General features: G+C 69.9%; 19 protein-coding genes. 18 read left to right on the top strand and 1 reads right to left on the bottom strand.

Translation table 11 applies throughout. The features are described 5' to 3' along the window. Window positions 1-7: 7 nt before the first annotated feature. A complete protein-coding gene (locus ACTIFV_RS01915) occupies window positions 8-403 on the bottom strand; it encodes a phage holin family protein (protein ID WP_439591109.1) in 396 nt (131 codons plus the stop codon). A 63-nt stretch (window positions 404-466) separates the two neighbouring features. Between ACTIFV_RS01915 and ACTIFV_RS01910 the strand changes: the two genes are divergently transcribed. The 18 genes from ACTIFV_RS01910 (at window position 467) to ACTIFV_RS01825 (ending at window position 15779) form a co-directional block, all read left to right on the top strand. Further along, window positions 467-1573, top strand: a complete 1107-nt coding sequence (locus ACTIFV_RS01910; protein ID WP_439591108.1) for a histidinol-phosphate transaminase — start codon at window positions 467-469, stop codon at window positions 1571-1573. A 4-nt stretch (window positions 1574-1577) separates the two neighbouring features. Beyond that, window positions 1578-2738, top strand: a complete 1161-nt coding sequence (locus ACTIFV_RS01905) for a thiamine pyrophosphate-dependent enzyme (RefSeq protein ID WP_439591107.1) — start codon at window positions 1578-1580, stop codon at window positions 2736-2738. Between the two features lie 17 nt (window positions 2739-2755). Next, a complete protein-coding gene (locus ACTIFV_RS01900) occupies window positions 2756-3721 on the top strand; it encodes an alpha-ketoacid dehydrogenase subunit beta (RefSeq protein WP_439591385.1) in 966 nt (321 codons plus the stop codon). Between the two features lie 10 nt (window positions 3722-3731). Then, window positions 3732-5048: a dihydrolipoamide acetyltransferase family protein gene (locus ACTIFV_RS01895; RefSeq protein WP_439591106.1), complete on the top strand. Its 1317-nt coding sequence runs from the start codon at window positions 3732-3734 to the stop codon at window positions 5046-5048. A 77-nt stretch (window positions 5049-5125) separates the two neighbouring features. Then, the gene (locus ACTIFV_RS01890) at window positions 5126-6088 is read left to right on the top strand and encodes a metal ABC transporter solute-binding protein, Zn/Mn family (protein WP_439591105.1); all 963 of its coding nucleotides are present in this window, start codon (window positions 5126-5128) and stop codon (window positions 6086-6088) included. Continuing rightward, window positions 6040-6888: a metal ABC transporter ATP-binding protein gene (locus ACTIFV_RS01885; protein ID WP_439591104.1), complete on the top strand. Its 849-nt coding sequence runs from the start codon at window positions 6040-6042 to the stop codon at window positions 6886-6888. Before ACTIFV_RS01890 ends, ACTIFV_RS01885 begins: the two co-directional genes overlap by 49 nt. Continuing rightward, the gene (locus ACTIFV_RS01880; protein WP_439591103.1) at window positions 6885-7742 is read left to right on the top strand and encodes a metal ABC transporter permease; all 858 of its coding nucleotides are present in this window, start codon (window positions 6885-6887) and stop codon (window positions 7740-7742) included. Before ACTIFV_RS01885 ends, ACTIFV_RS01880 begins: the two co-directional genes overlap by 4 nt. Window positions 7743-7783: 41 nt before the next feature. Beyond that, window positions 7784-8197 carry a Fur family transcriptional regulator gene (locus ACTIFV_RS01875; protein ID WP_439591102.1) on the top strand — a complete coding sequence of 138 codons (414 nt, stop codon included), beginning with the start codon at window positions 7784-7786 and terminating at the stop codon, window positions 8195-8197. Window positions 8198-8267: 70 nt separating this feature from the next. Then, window positions 8268-9230, top strand: a complete 963-nt coding sequence (locus ACTIFV_RS01870; protein WP_439591384.1) for a permease — start codon at window positions 8268-8270, stop codon at window positions 9228-9230. Next, the gene (locus tag ACTIFV_RS01865; RefSeq protein ID WP_439591101.1) at window positions 9220-9972 is read left to right on the top strand and encodes a TIGR03943 family putative permease subunit; all 753 of its coding nucleotides are present in this window, start codon (window positions 9220-9222) and stop codon (window positions 9970-9972) included. Before ACTIFV_RS01870 ends, ACTIFV_RS01865 begins: the two co-directional genes overlap by 11 nt. Before the next feature lie 19 nt (window positions 9973-9991). Further along, entirely contained in the window at window positions 9992-11401 is a 1410-nt protein-coding gene (locus ACTIFV_RS01860) for a hypothetical protein (RefSeq protein ID WP_439591100.1), read from the top strand. 69 nt (window positions 11402-11470) lie between these two features. Continuing rightward, a complete protein-coding gene (locus ACTIFV_RS01855) occupies window positions 11471-11617 on the top strand; it encodes a hypothetical protein (RefSeq protein ID WP_439591099.1) in 147 nt (48 codons plus the stop codon). A gap of 30 nt (window positions 11618-11647) precedes the next feature. Further along, window positions 11648-12322 carry a DNA-3-methyladenine glycosylase gene (locus ACTIFV_RS01850; RefSeq protein ID WP_439591098.1) on the top strand — a complete coding sequence of 225 codons (675 nt, stop codon included), beginning with the start codon at window positions 11648-11650 and terminating at the stop codon, window positions 12320-12322. A gap of 139 nt (window positions 12323-12461) precedes the next feature. Next, window positions 12462-12698, top strand: a complete 237-nt coding sequence (rpmB, locus tag ACTIFV_RS01845; protein WP_150449445.1) for a 50S ribosomal protein L28 — start codon at window positions 12462-12464, stop codon at window positions 12696-12698. Then, complete coding sequence (rpmG, locus tag ACTIFV_RS01840; protein ID WP_005051772.1) at window positions 12698-12868, top strand: 50S ribosomal protein L33; 171 nt, start codon at window positions 12698-12700, stop codon at window positions 12866-12868. Before rpmB ends, rpmG begins: the two co-directional genes overlap by 1 nt. A gap of 3 nt (window positions 12869-12871) precedes the next feature. After that, a complete protein-coding gene (rpsN, locus tag ACTIFV_RS01835) occupies window positions 12872-13177 on the top strand; it encodes a 30S ribosomal protein S14 (RefSeq protein WP_248146573.1) in 306 nt (101 codons plus the stop codon). A 263-nt stretch (window positions 13178-13440) separates the two neighbouring features. Then, on the top strand, window positions 13441-13728 hold the full coding sequence (locus ACTIFV_RS01830; RefSeq protein WP_179435630.1) for an HU family DNA-binding protein: 288 nt from the start codon (window positions 13441-13443) through the stop codon (window positions 13726-13728). A 107-nt stretch (window positions 13729-13835) separates the two neighbouring features. Continuing rightward, window positions 13836-15779, top strand: coding sequence for a cytochrome c oxidase assembly protein (locus tag ACTIFV_RS01825; RefSeq protein ID WP_439591383.1), 1944 nt, complete (start codon window positions 13836-13838; stop codon window positions 15777-15779). Window positions 15780-15781: the final 2 nt, after the last annotated feature.

The raw sequence follows: 15781 nt of genomic DNA, 5'->3' as shown, positions 1-15781 counted from the left end.
CGGCCGGTCAGTCGCGCTTCTGCTGGGGGCGCAGGAAGATGCCGAAGATCCAGTTGATGAGCGAGATGATGAGCGCCGCGACGACGCCCCACCAGAAGTCCTCGACGCGCAGCCCGAAGTTCCAGAACGACGTGATCCACGCAGTGAGCCACAGCAGGAACGCGTTGATGATGAGGCCGATGAGCCCCAGCGTCAGGATGTAGATCGGGAACGCGAGCACCTTGATGACCGTGCCGATGATGGTGTTGACGATCGCGAAGATCGCCGCGACGAGCAGCAGCGTCAGGACGAACTGCAGCGTCTCACCCGGGGGGAAGGCGATGACCGAGACCTGGAGGGCCGGGATCAGCGTGACGACCCAGATGGCGAAGGCGTTGATGACGACGCGGATGAGGAAGCGCATAGTCCGGCCAGTCTGCCACGCAGGGTACCGCCCATGGAATGGACCCCCTTCTAGACTCGGGGCGTGACCTCCGACATCCCGATCCGCGTTCGACCAGAGATCGCCGCGCTCCCCGCATACAAGCAGGGCAAGCAGGCGGGGGCGGACGCCTTCAAGCTCTCGAGCAACGAGAACCCGTTCGATCCCCTCGACGGCGTCGTCGAGGCGATGCGGGCCGCGACGTCGGTGAACAGATATCCGGATGCCTCGGCCGCCCGCCTGCGGGCGCGGCTCGGCGAGCGTTTCGGCGTCTCGGCGGACTCGATCCACGTCGGCGCCGGCAGCGTCGCGATCCTCGCGCAGCTCGTCCAGGCCACGTCCGGACCGGGTGACGAGGTCATCTACGCCTGGCGGTCCTTCGAGGCGTACCCGTGGCTCGCGGTCGTCGCCGGGGCCACGGCAGTGCAGGTGCCGCTCACGGCCGACGCGCGCCACGACCTGCCCGCGATGGCGGCGGCGATCACCGACCGCACGCGCGCGATCATCGTCTGCAGCCCCAACAACCCGACCGGCCCGATCGTGACGCAGGCGGAGTTCGACGACTTCGTGGCGCAGGTGCCCGCCGACGTGCTCGTGATCCTCGACGAGGCGTACGCCGAGTTCGTCACCGATCCGGATGCCGTGGACGGCCTCTTCGTGCTGGGCAATGCGGGCCGTGACAACGTCGTGGTGCTCCGCACGTTCTCGAAGGCCTTCGGGCTCGCGGGGCTGCGCGTCGGGTACGCCGTCGGGCATCCTCGCATCCTCGACGCGGCGCGGAGCACCAGCATCCCGCTGTCCGTCACCCTCCAGGGCGAGACGGCCGCACTCGCGAGCCTCGACGCGGAGGCCGAGCTGCTCGAACGCGTCACGCTGATCGCCGACCGCCGGGATCGGCTCGCGGCGGCCCTTCGCGACGCGGGATGGGCGATCCCCCAGGCTCAGGGCAACTTCGTGTGGCTTCCCGCTGGTGAGGAGACGCTGGCGATCGCCGAAGCTTTCGAGGCGGCGGGGCTCATCGTGCGCCCCTTCGCGGGTGACGGCATCCGCATCTCGATCGGCGAAGAGGAGTCTGTCGAGAAGGTCCTACGGATCGCGGCATCCGTTGTGAAGGACCTCCCGGAAGCCCATCCGGCACGAGGGCTAGCGTAGAACGGTGACGACGCCCGAGACCCTGTCCGCTGCGCCCGGCCCGGCCGAGGAGTCGGGCCTCGTCCGCGTCCTCGACGCGGACGGCCGCTTCGCGCCGACCGCCGCCGCCGAGCCGTACCTGGCTCTCATCGACGGTCTCGGCGACGCCGAACTCGAGGGCTTCTACCGCGACATGGCCGTGATCCGCGCCTTCGATCGCCAGGCGACGAATCTGCAGCGGCAGGGCCAGCTCGCTCTGTGGCCGCCGAGCTTCGGGCAGGAGGCCGCGCAGGTCGGCTCGGCGCGCGCGGCGCGGCCGCAGGACCACATCTTCCCGTCCTACCGCGAGCACGTCGTCACGCGCATCCGTGGCGTCGACCCGATCGACATCATCCGCGTCATGCGGGGGCTGACCCACGGCGGATGGGATCCGACCGATCCCAAGAACGGCAACACCCACATCTACACGCTCGTGCTCGGCTCGCAGACCCTGCACGCGACGGGTCTCGGGATGGGTCTCGTCTTCGACGAGCGCTGCGGCACCGGCGACCCGGACCGCGACGAAGCGGTCATCGTCTACTACGGCGACGGAGCCTCGAGCCAGGGCGACGTGCACGAGGCGATGGTCTTCGCCGCGAGCTATCGCACGCCCGAGGTGTTCTTCCTGCAGAACAACCAGTGGGCGATCTCGGTGCCGGTCGCGACGCAGTCGCCCGCGCCTCTCGTGCGCCGGGGCGACGGGTACGGGATGCCCAGCATCCAACTCGACGGCAACGACGTCCTCGCGAGCTACGCCGTCACGCGCACGGCCCTCGACGAGGCGCGCTCGGGCGCCGGCCCGCGCGCCATCGAGGCGCTGACCTATCGCATGGGCGCCCACACGACGAGCGACGACCCCACGAAGTATCGCACCTCCGACGAGGAGGCCTCGTGGGCGCGACGCGACCCGATCGAGCGCATGCGCGCCTATCTGACGGGGCGCGGCGCCTCCGACGCGTTCTTCGCGGATGTGGACGCCGAGGCCGCCGCCGTCGCTGACGACGTGCGGGTGCGCACGTCTGCGCTCGGGGGCCTCGACCGCGAGGCGATGTTCGCCCACGTCTACACCGAGCCGCATCCGCTCATCGATGAGCAGCGTGCGTGGCTGGCGGACTACGAAGCCTCGTTCGAAGGGGATGCCTCGTGAGCGACACGACGACGGTCATGCCCATCAGCAAGGCGCTCAACGCCGGCATGCGCGCCGCGATGGCGGCGAACGACCGCGTGCTGCTCATGGGTGAGGACATCGGAAAGCTCGGCGGCGTCTTCCGGGTGACCGAGGGCCTGCAGGCGGAGTTCGGCGAACGACGCGTGCTCGACACGCCGCTCGCCGAATCCGGCATCGTCGGCACGGCGATCGGGCTCGCGATGGCGGGATTCCGCCCGGTGATCGAGATCCAGTTCGACGGCTTCGTCTTCCCCGCGTTCGACCAGATCACGACGCAGCTCGCGAAGCTCACGAACCGGCACGAGGGTTCGCTGCAGCTGCCGATCGTGATCCGCATCCCCTACGGTGGCCACATCGGCGCCGTCGAGCACCACCAGGAGAGCCCCGAGGCGTACTTCGCGCACACTCCGGGGTTGCGCGTGGTCAGCCCGTCGACGGCGAACGACGCGTACTGGATGATCCAGGATGCGATCGAGTCGCGCGATCCGGTGATCTTCCTCGAGCCGAAGGCGAAGTACTGGCAGAAGGGCGAGGTCGACACGTCGGCGCGCGCCGTGCCGCTGCACGCCTCGCGCGTCGTGCGGCGCGGAACCGACGTGACGCTCGTCGGCCACGGCGCGATGGTGACGACCCTGCTGCAGGCGGCCGCGCTCGCCGAAGCCGAAGGCACGTCGTGCGAGGTCGTGGATGTGCGCTCGCTCTCGCCGATCGACTACGGACCGATCCTCGACTCGGTCCGCCGGACGGGCCGCATGGTCTACGCGCAGGAGGCTCCGGGCGCCGTGAGTGTCGGCTCCGAGGTCGCCGCGACTGTCATGGAGAAGGCGTTCTACGCTCTCGAGGCGCCGGTCCTGCGCGTATCGGGCTTCGACGTTCCATTCCCCGCGGCCAAGCTCGAAGGCATCTACCTGCCCGACGCCGACCGCATCCTCGAGGCCGTCGACCGCGCACTGGCCTACTGAAAGGCATCCCATGAGCACTCAGACGTTCGTCCTCCCCGATGTCGGCGAAGGTCTCACCGAGGCCGAGATCGTGCAGTGGCGCGTCGCGCCGGGAGACACCGTCGCCGTCAACGACGTGCTGGTCGAGATCGAGACGGCGAAGTCGCTCGTCGAGCTTCCGTCGCCGTTCGCGGGCACGGTCGGCGAGCTCATCGTCGCCGAGGGCGCGACGGTCAACGTCGGCGCGCCGATCATCACGATCGCGGATGCGGCGGCGGCCGCATCCATCGTCGGACGGAGCGAGCACGGCGAGCCGGTCGAACCGGAATCAGAGGGAGAGGGTGCGGTGCTCGTGGGGTACGGCACGGGCGGGCAGGTCACGTCGCGACGACGCAAGCCCGCCGTCAGCCCGGAGCAGCGCGTCGAATCCTCCGTCGGCGTCGCCGCGAAGCCGCCCATCCGCAAGCTCGCCCGCGATCTCGGCGTCGATCTCGGGGCCGTGACGCCGAGCGGACCGGCCGGCGAGGTGACGCGCGACGACGTCATGAAGCACGCGTCCCAGGCATCCGTGTTCCGCAATCTCGAGACGCCCGAGTGGAGCCCTGTGCGCGAGGAGACGATCCAGGTCGCGCCACCGGTCGACGAATCGCGCGAAGAGACCATCGCCGTCAAGGGCGTCCGCAAGGCGACGGCCTCGGGCATGGTGCGCAGCGCCTACACCGCGCCGCACGTGTCGGTGTGGACGGATGTCGACGCCTCGCGCACGATGGAGCTCGTCAAGCGACTCAAGGCCTCGCCGGACTTCGCCGACGTCAAGGTCTCGCCGCTGCTCATCATGGCCCGCGCGGTCATCTGGGCCGTGCGCCGCACCCCGATGGTCAACGCCGCCTGGATCGACGGCGACGACGGCGCCGAGATCCGCGTGCGCCACTACGTCAACCTCGGCATCGCCGCCGCGACGCCGCGCGGTCTGCTCGTGCCGAACATCAAGGACGCGCAGGACCTCAACATGCAGGGACTCGCGCGTGCGCTCGAGAAGCTGACCGTCACCGCCCGCGAGGGCAAGACCACCCCCGCGGACCAGCAGCACGGCACGATCACGATCACCAACATCGGCGTGTTCGGGATGGATGCCGGCACCCCGATCATCAACCCCGGCGAGGTCGGCATCATCGCGCTCGGTGCGATCCGGCAGAAGCCGTGGGTCGTCGACGGCGAGGTGCGCCCGCGCTGGGTCACGACCGTTTCGGGGTCGTTCGACCACCGCGTGGTCGACGGCGACGGCGTGTCGCGCTTCATCGCCGACGTCGCCTCGGTGCTCGAGGAGCCCGCGCTCCTCCTCGACTGACGCTCGCGCCCCGCGTGCGAGCGACATCATCGCGCCGTTGATTTGAGAACGATTATCAATAGCGTTATGGTCGATGCGTGACCCCTCGACGCATCGTGATTCCGACCGCGCTGGCCGCGGCATCCGTCCTCGTCCTCGCCGGCTGCACGGGGACACCCGCTGCAGACGACGGACGGATCGCCGTGGTCGCGTCGACCAACGTGTACGGGCAGATCGTCGACGCGATCGGCGGCGACCTCGTCGATGTGACGTCGATCGTGTCGTCGGCGTCGCAGGATCCCCATTCGTTCGAGCCGAGCGCCCGCGACCAGCTCGCGGTCTCGCGGGCGGCGCTCATCGTCGAGAACGGCGGCGGCTACGACGCGTTCGTCGACACGCTCATCGACGCGAGCGGGACGGATGCCGCGGTCGTCACGGCCGTGGAGTTCTCGCACGACTGGCCCGAGAACGAGGGTCACGACGCAGAAGCGACAGAAGAGGCCGACCACGACCACGAGGGCCACGACCACGTCGAGGGCTTCAACGAGCACGTCTGGTACGACCCGCACACGATCGAGCACGTCGCCGAGGCGATCGCCGAAGAACTGAGCGAGATCGCCCCTGACGACGCCGCGACCTTCACGGCCAACCTCGACGAGTTCGTCGGCGGCATCGCCGATCTCGAGTCCGGCCTCGCCGAACTCGACGCGGCGCACGGCGGCGCCGAGATCTTCGTCACCGAGCCCGTTCCCCTCTACCTGACGAGCGCCGCGGGCCTCGTGAACGTCGCTCCCGATGCCTTCACGGAAGCCGTAGAAGAGGGCCAGGACGTGCCCCCGGCGACCATGCTCGATGCGCTGAAGCTGCTGCGCGGCGGCTCCGTGCAGCTCGTCGTGGTCAACGCCCAGACCGGCGGCGCCGAGACGACGGCCATCACCGATGAGGCCGACGCGACCGCCATACCCGTCGTCGACTTCACGGAAACGCTGCCGGAGGGCCAGACTTACCTCTCGTGGATGCAGTCGAACATCGAGGCGCTGAGCACGGCGCTGGAGTCGTGACGCCGGCGCTCACGATCCGCGACGCCTCGCTGCAGCGCGGCGACCGCGAACTGTGGAGCGGTCTCGACCTCGACGTCCAGCCGGGCGAGCTCATCGCGATCCTGGGTCCGAGCGGATCGGGCAAGACGACCCTGCTGCGCGCGATCCTCGGGCTCGAGCCGCTGAGCGGCGGCACGATCACCGCGCTCGGCGAGCCGGTGCGGAGCAAGGGCAGCCGCCGCATCGGCTACATCCCGCAGCAGCGCCCGCTGCCGCGCGAGACGTCGCTGCGCGGCCGCGATCTCGTCGCGCTGGGCATCGACGGCCACCGCTTCGGACTCCCGCTCCCGCGCCGCGGCGACCGCGCCCGCATCGACGCGCTGATCGAGGCGGTGGATGCCACGGGCTTCGCCGACCGGCCCGTCGGGCTTCTCTCGGGCGGCGAGCAGCAGCGACTGCGTGTCGGGCAGGCTCTCGCCGACGACCCGCGCCTGCTGCTGTGCGACGAGCCGCTCACGAGCCTCGACCTCGCCAACCAGCAGGCCGTGCTCGGGCTCATCGACCGCCACCGCAGGCAGGCCGGCGCCGCGGTGCTGCTCGTGACGCACGACATCAACCCGCTGCTGGGCAAGGTCGATCGCATCCTGTACATCGCCAACGGCCGGTTCATGCTCGGCACGCCGACCGAGGTCCTGCGCTCGGACGTGCTCACCGATCTGTACGGCGCGCACGTCTTCGTGCTGCGGGCCGGCGACCGGCTCGTCGTCGTCGGTGCTCCGGATGCCGAGGAGTCGCACCACCATCACGAGGAGCACTCGTGAACTGGGCCGACATCGCCGACGCCATGTTCGGCGGACTCCCCGACTACGTGGAGATCCTCGCGCTCGTGTCGAACTCCGTCGTCGCCGGCGCCGTGCTCGGACTCGTCGGCGGGCTCGTGGGCGTGTTCGTGATGCAGCGCGACATGGCTTTCGCGGTGCACGGCATCAGCGAACTGTCGTTCGCCGGTGCGGCTGCGGCGCTCCTGATCGGGGTCGACGTCGTGACGGGCTCGATCGTGGGGTCGCTCATCGCCGCCGCGATCATCGGGTGGCTGGGCGCCCGGGCGCGCGACCGCAACTCGATCATCGGCGTGCTCATGCCGTTCGGCCTGGGCCTGGGCATCCTGTTCCTCTCCCTCTACGACGGGCGCAGCGCCAACCGCTTCAGCCTGCTCACCGGCCAGATCGTCTCGGTGCAGACGGGGCAGCTGGGGTGGCTCATCGGCATCAGCGCCTTCGTCCTGATCGGCCTGCTGCTCGTCTGGCGCCCGCTGCGCTTCGACTCGCTCGACCCGCAGGCCGCCGCCGCGCGCGGAGTGCCGACGACCGCCGTGTCGCTGGCGTTCATGCTGCTCCTCGGGCTCATGGTCGCCGTGAGCGTGCACATCATCGGCGCGCTCCTGGTGATGGCGCTGCTCGTCACGCCCGCGGCCGCCGCGATGCGGATCGCCACGGGACCCGTCGCGGTTCCGCTCCTGGCGAGCCTCTTCGGCTTCGTCTCCGCCGTCGGCGGAATCCTCCTCGCGATCATGGGCACGCTGCCGGTGAGCCCCTACATCACGACGATCTCGTTCGTCATCTATCTCGTCTGCCGCGGGATCGGCGCTCGCCGCGACCGCGTCACACGAACCTGACTCCCAGGCCCGTCAGACGCCCGAAAGGTAGACTCCGGCCCATGGTCCAGCGCAATACGTGGCAGCGCGAGCGCGTGCGAGAAGCGCTCTCGGATGCCCCCGGGTTCGTGAGCGCGCAGTCGCTGCACGCCACGCTGCGCGATGAGAACACGGGCATCGGCCTCGCGACCGTCTATCGCGCGCTGGCAGGCCTCGCCGCTCAGGGCGACGCCGACTCGCTGCAGAGCCCCGAGGGCGAAGCGCTGTACCGCGCATGCTCGACGAGCGGTCACCACCACCACCTCATCTGCCGCTCGTGCGGCAGGACGGTCGAGATCGAGGCATCCGACGTCGAGCAGTGGGCCCGGCGCACCGCCGAGAGCCACGGCTTCAGCGAAGCAGAGCACATCGTCGACATCTTCGGGCTGTGCTCGGATTGCACCGCGGCCCGGTCGAGCGAGCGTGTCGCGGACTGACGTCGCTGCGCGCCCCGACGGTGGTCGTCTGCGCCGCAGGCCGCAGCAGAGCACGGGTCGCATCCTCGCGATGCTCGGCGTCGGCGCGGTCGTCGTCGGCGCTCTCTTCGCGGTCGACGCGTTCGCGCCGGGATTCTTCGCCGACGCGCTGCCGACCCGCGCCCAGGACGGACTGACCCTCGCGATCAGCGTCCTCATCGAGTCGCTGCCGTTCGTCGCGCTGGGCGTCGTGCTGTCGATCGTCGTGCAGGTCTGGGTGCCGCCGGGTGTCATCGAGCGATGGATGCCGCGCAGGGCATGGGCCCGCAGGGCCGTGCTGTCGCTGCTCGGCATGGTCGTACCTGTCTGCGAATGCGGCAATGTCCCCTTCGCCCGCGGGCTGCTCATGCGCGGCTTCTCCGTGCCCGAGACGCTGACGTTCCTCATCGCGGCGCCGATCGTGAACCCCATCGTCATCATCACGACGCACCAGGCGTTCGGGTTCTCGGACGGCATCCTCGTCGCGCGCCTGCTCGGCGGCTACGCGATCGCCAACCTCATCGGATGGCTGTACAGTCGGCACCCCTCGCCCGACACCCTGCTCACGGATCGGTTCCGCGACACCTGCGCGATCGTGCTCGACGAGCCGGGCGGCCGGGGGCGACGGAGCATCGCGCAGTTCGTCATCGAGCTGCGCGCCGTCATGCCCGCCCTCATCATCGGCTCGGCGCTCGCAGGAGCAGTGCAGGTGCTCATCCCGCGCGACGTGCTGCTGGCGATCGGATCCAATCCGGCGCTCTCGATCGTCGCGATGATCGCGCTGGCGATGGTCGTGTCGATCTGCTCCAACGTCGATTCGTTCTTCGCGCTCTCGTTCGCGTCGACGTTCACGCCCGGGGCGATCGTCGCCTTCCTGCTCGTCGGCCCGCTCGTCGACGTCAAGATGCTGGCTCTCCTGCGCACGACGTTCACCACGCGCACCCTCGTCGGGCTCGTGGTCGTCGTGGTGCTGTCGGCCTTCACGATCGGGGCGGTGGTGAACCTTGTCGCGTAATCGCAGCCTCGCGACCCGGTGGCTCGGCGTGGGCCTCGCCTCGGTGCTGGCCGCCGTCACGCTTAGTCTCGCGCTCACGGGTCGCCTCGGCCTCTACATCAACCCCGAATCGTCGTGGTTCGCGGTCGGGATGTCGGTGTTCGTGCTGGTCGGCGCGATCGCGAGCTTCGCGCTGCCGCTCGGCGCCGAAGAGGACCACGGGCACGACCACGGAGACGAGCACGGGCACGACCATCGACCGAGTGCGCTCGGTCTGGCGGCCACGGTGTCGGGCGGGGTCGTGGCATCCGTCATCGCGATCGCGACCCTCGTGCTGCCGCCCGCCTCGCTCTCGGCGGAGCTCGCGATGTCGCGGGACGTCGGGGCGCCCCCGCTCTTCGCGGGGGCTGATGTCGTCGATCTCGCCACGACGGGGGACACCGCGTCGTTCGGGATCGGCGAATGGTCGGCCGTCTTCGCCACGGCGACCAACCCCGAGGCGTTCGACGGCGACGACGTGACGCTCACCGGATTCGTCACAGACGGCGCGGACGGCTTCGGCCTGACGAGACTCGTCATCACGCACTGCGTGATCGACGCGCAGACCGCGACGATCCCCGTCGAAGCGTCGGGCTCGGCCCCGGGCACGGGGCAGTGGGTGACCGTCGAGGGCACGGTGCGCTCGATGCCCGACGGACGACTCGTGATCGACGCGTCGTCGGTCGAGGCGATCGACGAGCCGGCGGACCCGTATGAGTACTGATCCCCCCTCGCGTCGCGCGGTGGCCGGCTCGCGACGCGAGCGCGAGCGCGCGCGACGACGTCGGGCGTACCTCCGCGGGTTCGGGATCGTGCTCGGCGTGCTGGTCGTCGTCGGCGCAGGAGCCGCAGCCGTCGGCGTCGTACAGGGTCCGCGTGTCACCGGGGTCCAGGTCGATCCCGACGCCGCGATCGTGTCATCGGGTGCGCGGATCATCGTGACGACCTCGCAGGCGCTCGCCGAGGTGGAGCCCGCGCAGGTGACGGTCGAACCGGCGGTGCCGTTCACCGTCGACACCTCGGGCCGCAGCGTCGGCGTGCGCTTCGCGCAGCCGCTGCGTGATGACACGGAGTACACCGTCTCGATCGCCGACGTGACCGGCACCGGCGGCGGGGCCACGTCGATGATCGAGGAGTCGTTCACGACACCTCCTCTCGAGTTCCATCTGCTCCAGCGCGACGGGCAGTACGGCGACACGGTCGTGCGCACCGACCTCGCCGGGGACGCCGTGCCGGTGTTCACCTCGCAGCACGTCGAGGACTTCCGGGCGACGGCATCCCACCTCGTCATGTCGGTGCGCTCCGACGCCGACGAAGCCTCACTGATCGTGAGCGGTCCGGGCGGAGGGGGCGCCCGCCCGCTCCCGCTGCCGGGCAGCGGATTCGTCTCGAACCTGCAGGCCGCCGACCGCGGCGAGGTCATCGGGTACACGTTCTCCGACGCCGACCTCAGCGCGGACGGCGGACGGGAGAGCGCGCTGTTCACCGCTTCGCTCGCGGTGGGTGCGGCGGATGCCGAGCCGACGCCGATCGTCGTCGAGGGCGCGGATCCGCGGGTCGCCGAGTGGCGCTTCGTGCCCGATACCGACAGCATCCTGCTCCTCGGCTTCGACGGCACCCTCATGCTCACGAGCTCGACCGGCGGGTCGGGGACGTCGCTCGGCACGGCGATCGCGATCGAGGGCATCGTCGGCACCAGCGCGATCGTTGAGCGCCTCGAGGGCATGGTCGTCATCGACCTGACCGACGGCAGCGAGCAGCCGCTCGTGGCAGCCGACGGAGAGGAGTCGCTCGGCACGCTGCGCTCGGTCCTCCCGGTCGCCGGCGGTGGCACGCTGCGCACCTACGGCCGCTTCGATGACACGGGACTCGTCGCCGAGGGGACGTCGGTGAAGTTCGTGAGTGATGACGGCACCGTCGGCGACGTGGCCGACATCGCGGTCGACGACGCTCTCCTGCAGGTGTGCGCATCGCCCAGCGGGCGCTACGCCGCCGTGCTCGTCGCGCCCGATGCCGTGGCCAACCCGTACGACACCTACCAGCTGCCGCTGCCCGCGACGCTCGAGACGCGGATCGTGCAGATCTCGGACGCGGCTCCCGTCGAGACGCTCGCCGGCTTCGACATCTCGTGGTGCCGGGTGCCGCCCAGCTGAGAGCCTCGCAGCCGGCGCGTGTAGCCTCAGGCTCATAGGGTCAGGGTGGCTCTCGAAGGAGCACGACCCATGGGTGACAAGTCCACGCGCAAAGAGGGCGGCAAGACCGCCGCCTCCAAGACGCTGAAAGAGAAGCGCACCGCGAAGGCCGACAAGCGGGCGGCGAGCAATCGCGTCGAGAACACCGACGCCGTCACGCGGGTCGGCAAGAGATAGACGCGGACATGCGTGCGTAGACTCGCGCGCATGTCTCAGGTCGGACTCCGCCGCGCCGAGCGCGACGATCTGCTCGGTCTGCCCGTCGACGTGGCGCCCCGCCTTCTGGGCGGGGTGCTGCGCACGACCGTCGGTGGGCGGGCGGTCGCGGTCCGCCTCACCGAGGTCGAGGCGTACCACGGTCAGGGCACGGGCGAGACTCCCGACCCCGGGTCGCACGCCCGCATGGGCCGCACGGCGCGGAACGCGACCATGTGGGGCGAGCCCGGCCATCTGTACGTCTACCTCAGCCACGGCATCCATTCGTGCGTCAACGTCGTGAGCGGTCCCGAGGGCGTCGCGGGCGGAGTCCTCCTGCGTGCCGGCGAGATCGTCGAGGGGGCGGATGCCGCGGCCGCGCGTCGTCCGGCGGCGCGCACGCCCCGCGACCTCGCGCGCGGACCCGGCAGGCTCGGCGATGCCGTGGGGCTGCGGCATCCGGTCCACGACGGCCTCGACGCGATCGCGGCGGCACCCCGGCACGGCGCCACGGCGCGGCTGTGGCTACGCGACGAGCCCCTCACCGTGATCGCATCCGGACCCCGCGTGGGCGTCGCAGGCGTCGGGGGGACGGATGCCTTCCCCTGGCGGTTCTGGATCCCCGGCGACCCGACGGTGTCGGCGTTCCGGTGGGGCAGGGGCGCTGGCCCCCGCATGCTAGACTGACTCTTTGTCTGCGCGCACTCCAGCACGCAGTACGTATCCCACTCCTCGAAATCGGCCTATCGCCGTGCCCGGGGCAGGGATGCAGACAAGGGATCTTGGGTGGGGCCGTCCGGCTCCACGGTACTAAGGAGACATCACTATGGCAGCAGTGTGCCAGGTGACTGGAGCAGTTCCCGGCTTCGGTCACAGCATCTCGCACTCGCACCGCCGGACGAAGCGCCGCTTCGACCCGAACGTGCAGAAGAAGACGTACTACGTGCCGTCGCTCGGGCGCAACATCAAGCTCAACGTGTCGGCTAAGGGCATCAAGGTCATCGACGCACGCGGCATCGAGTCCGTCGTCAAGGACCTCCTTGCGAAGGGGGTCAAGCTCTAATGGCCAAGAAGGCTCAGGACGTCCGTCCGATCATCAAGCTGCGGTCGACCGCGGGCACGGGGTACACCTACGTGACGCGCAAGAACCGTCGCAACAACCCCGACCGCATCGTGCTCAAGAAGTACGACCCGGTCATCCGCAAGCACGTCGAATTCCGAGAGGAGCGTTGATCCATGGCTAAGAAGAGCAAGATCGCGCGCAACGAGCAGCGCAAGGTGGTCGTCGACCGCTACGCCGCCAAGCGCGCCGAACTCAAGAAGGCGCTCGTCTCGCCGGAGTCGACCGACGAGCAGCGCGAGGCGGCCCGCGTCGGCCTCCAGAAGCTGCCCCGCAACGCGTCGCCCGTGCGCGTGCGTTCGCGCGACGTCATCGACGGCCGCCCCCGCGGTGTCCTCACGAAGTTCGGCATCTCGCGTGTCCGCTTCCGTGACATGGCGCACCGTGGCGAGCTGCCCGGCGTGACCAAGTCGAGCTGGTAAGCACCCCACAGCACGAAGGCCCGGCCCTCTTCGGAGGACCGGGCCTTCGTCGTTCTCCGGGGTGGAAAGGGAGTCACAACGGCCACTTTCGCCACATCTGCACCCCGACACGCCGTCGGATGTGTCCGCGAACGGCGGAAATCCGCGATTTTCCGCGGATTCTGGCTATAGTCGAGGCGGTCGATCCGACCAGCCGGGGGGCATTCGCCAACCGGTCCCAGCAATAGAGGCGACGCATCCGTCGCCTTTTGGAGGACAACCCAATGGCTGACAAGTCCATCACCAAGACCGAACTCGTCGCGAGCATCGCGAGCGCTACCGGTCAGAGCCAGGCCGCCGTCTCGGGCGTGCTCGACTCCCTCTTCTCCACGGTCTCGGAGGCCGTCGCCAAGGGCAGCAAGGTCTCGATCCCGGGCTGGATCTCGTTCGAGCAGGTCGCCACGTCGGCTCGCACGGGCCGCAACCCGCAGACCGGCGCCGAGATCAAGATCCCGGCCGGCAAGCGCGTCAAGGTCACCGCCGGCTCGAAGCTGAAGGCTGCCGTCAAGTAAGACCGCCGCACTGCGAGAGGGGGATGCCGCGACCTGCGGCATCCCCCTCTTCACGTCCCGCTTAGGCTTAGGTGGTGAACTCCCGCGTGCTGCGGGCCGCCGGCCCGATGATCCTCGTCGTGGCCGCGCTCATCTCGGTCGTGTGGGGTCTCGCGTACGGCGGCGGTGCCGCCGAGCTCGCGGTCGGCGACCCCGGTCCCTTCGCGCGCTGGGGACTGCCCATCGCGAAGCTGCTGGTCAATCTTTCGGCCGCCGGCATGGTGGGCGTGCTCGTGACCGCGCTCTTCACGCTCAAGGCGGGCGAGCGGCCCTTCGACGTCGCGCTGGACGCGGCATCCGTCTCGGCGGCCGTCTTCACCATCGCCTCCGCCTTCACCGGATTCCTGACCTTCATCGACGCGTTCAATCCGTCGCTGAGCGCGGGCCCGGAGTTCGGCGCGCAGCTCGGCCGCTTCCTCGTCGAGACCGAGCCCGGGCGCACCTGGCTCATCACCACGGTCGCCGGCGCGATGCTCACGGTGCTGACCTTCGCCGTGCGGTCGTGGACGGCGACGCTCTTCGTCGCCGTCATCGCCATCGCGGCACTCGTGCCGATGGGCACGCAGGGGCACTCGGGTGAAGAGGCGTTCCACCACGAGGCGATGACCGCCCTCATCCTGCACATCATCGCCGCGGCCGTCTGGCTGGGCGGGCTGCTCCTCATGGTGATCGTTCGGCCGCTGCAGACGCGGGACGAGACGGCGACGATGCTCGCGCGGTACTCGAGCATCGCCCTCGCCGCGTTCGTCGTCGTCGCGATCAGCGGCACCGTGCGCGCGGCGATCGGCCTGCGCGACTTCTCGGCGCTCTTCTCGCCCTACGGGCTGATCCTCATGGTCAAGGTCGTCGCCCTCGTGTCGATCGGCGTGCTCGCGGCCTGGTACCGACGGAGGCTCATCGGGCGCCTGCGGGAGGACGGGGCATCCCGCCGTTTCTGGGGACTCATCGCCCTCGAGCTCGCACTCATGGGCATCGCGAGCGGCGCAGCGGCGGCGCTCGCCCGCACGCCGCCTCCCGTGCCTGCGCTGATCCCCGAGAGGCCGACTCCGGCCGAGGTCCTCACGGGCGCGCCGCTGCCGCCGGAACTCACGATCGAGCGATGGCTCACGTCGTGGAACGTCGACCTCATCTGGGCCTTCGCGGCCGGCTTCGGGCTCTTCCTCTACTTCGCGGGCGTGTGGCGCCTCTACAAGCGCGGTGACCAGTGGCCGGTGTTCCGTACGGTGATGTGGATGCTGGGGCTCCTGCTGCTCGTCTGGGTCACCGCAGGGCCCGTCAACGTCTACCAGGACTACCTCTTCAGCGTGCACATGGTCGGTCACATGCTGCTGAGCATGGCGATCCCCGCGCTGCTCGTGGTCGGAGCGCCCGTGAGCCTCGCCGCGCGCGCCATCCGCAAACGCGACGACGGCACCCGCGGGGGCCGCGAGTGGATCCTCTGGGCCGTGCATTCGCCGGTCGCCCGCGTGCTGACCAATCCGTTCGTCGCCGCCGGGCTCTTCATCGGCTCGCTGTGGGCGTTCTATTACACCGACCTCTTCCGCTGGTCGCTCTACGACCACCTCGGACACGAGTGGATGGTCGCGCACTTCCTCCTCACGGGCTACCTCTTCGCCCTGACCCTGATCGGCATCGATCCCGTGCCCTGGCGCCTGCCCTACGCGGGTCGCCTGCTGCTGCTCATCGGCGTCATGGCGATGCACGCGTTCTTCGGCATCGCGATCATGATGCAGTCGGGGCTCATGGTGGCAGAGTGGTTCGGCTCGATGGGGCGCACGTGGGGAGCGACACCGCTCGAAGACCAGTACACCGGCGGCGGTGTGGCCTGGTCGGTCGGCGAGATCCCGACCCTCATCCTCGCGATCACGGTCGCGATCCAGTGGAGCCGGTCGGACGAGCGCATCCAGAAGCGCCGGGATCGGCACGCGGATCGGACGGGGGACGCCGAGCTCGAGGAGTACAACGCGCGTCTCGCCGCGCTCGCCGAGCAGGACGCCCGCGCCGGTCGCTGAGC

This window comes from Microbacterium sp., from assembly GCF_051860965.1.
Taxonomy (GTDB): Bacteria; Actinomycetota; Actinomycetes; order Actinomycetales; family Microbacteriaceae; genus Microbacterium.
This window is presented reverse-complemented; position numbering and strand designations above follow the sequence as displayed.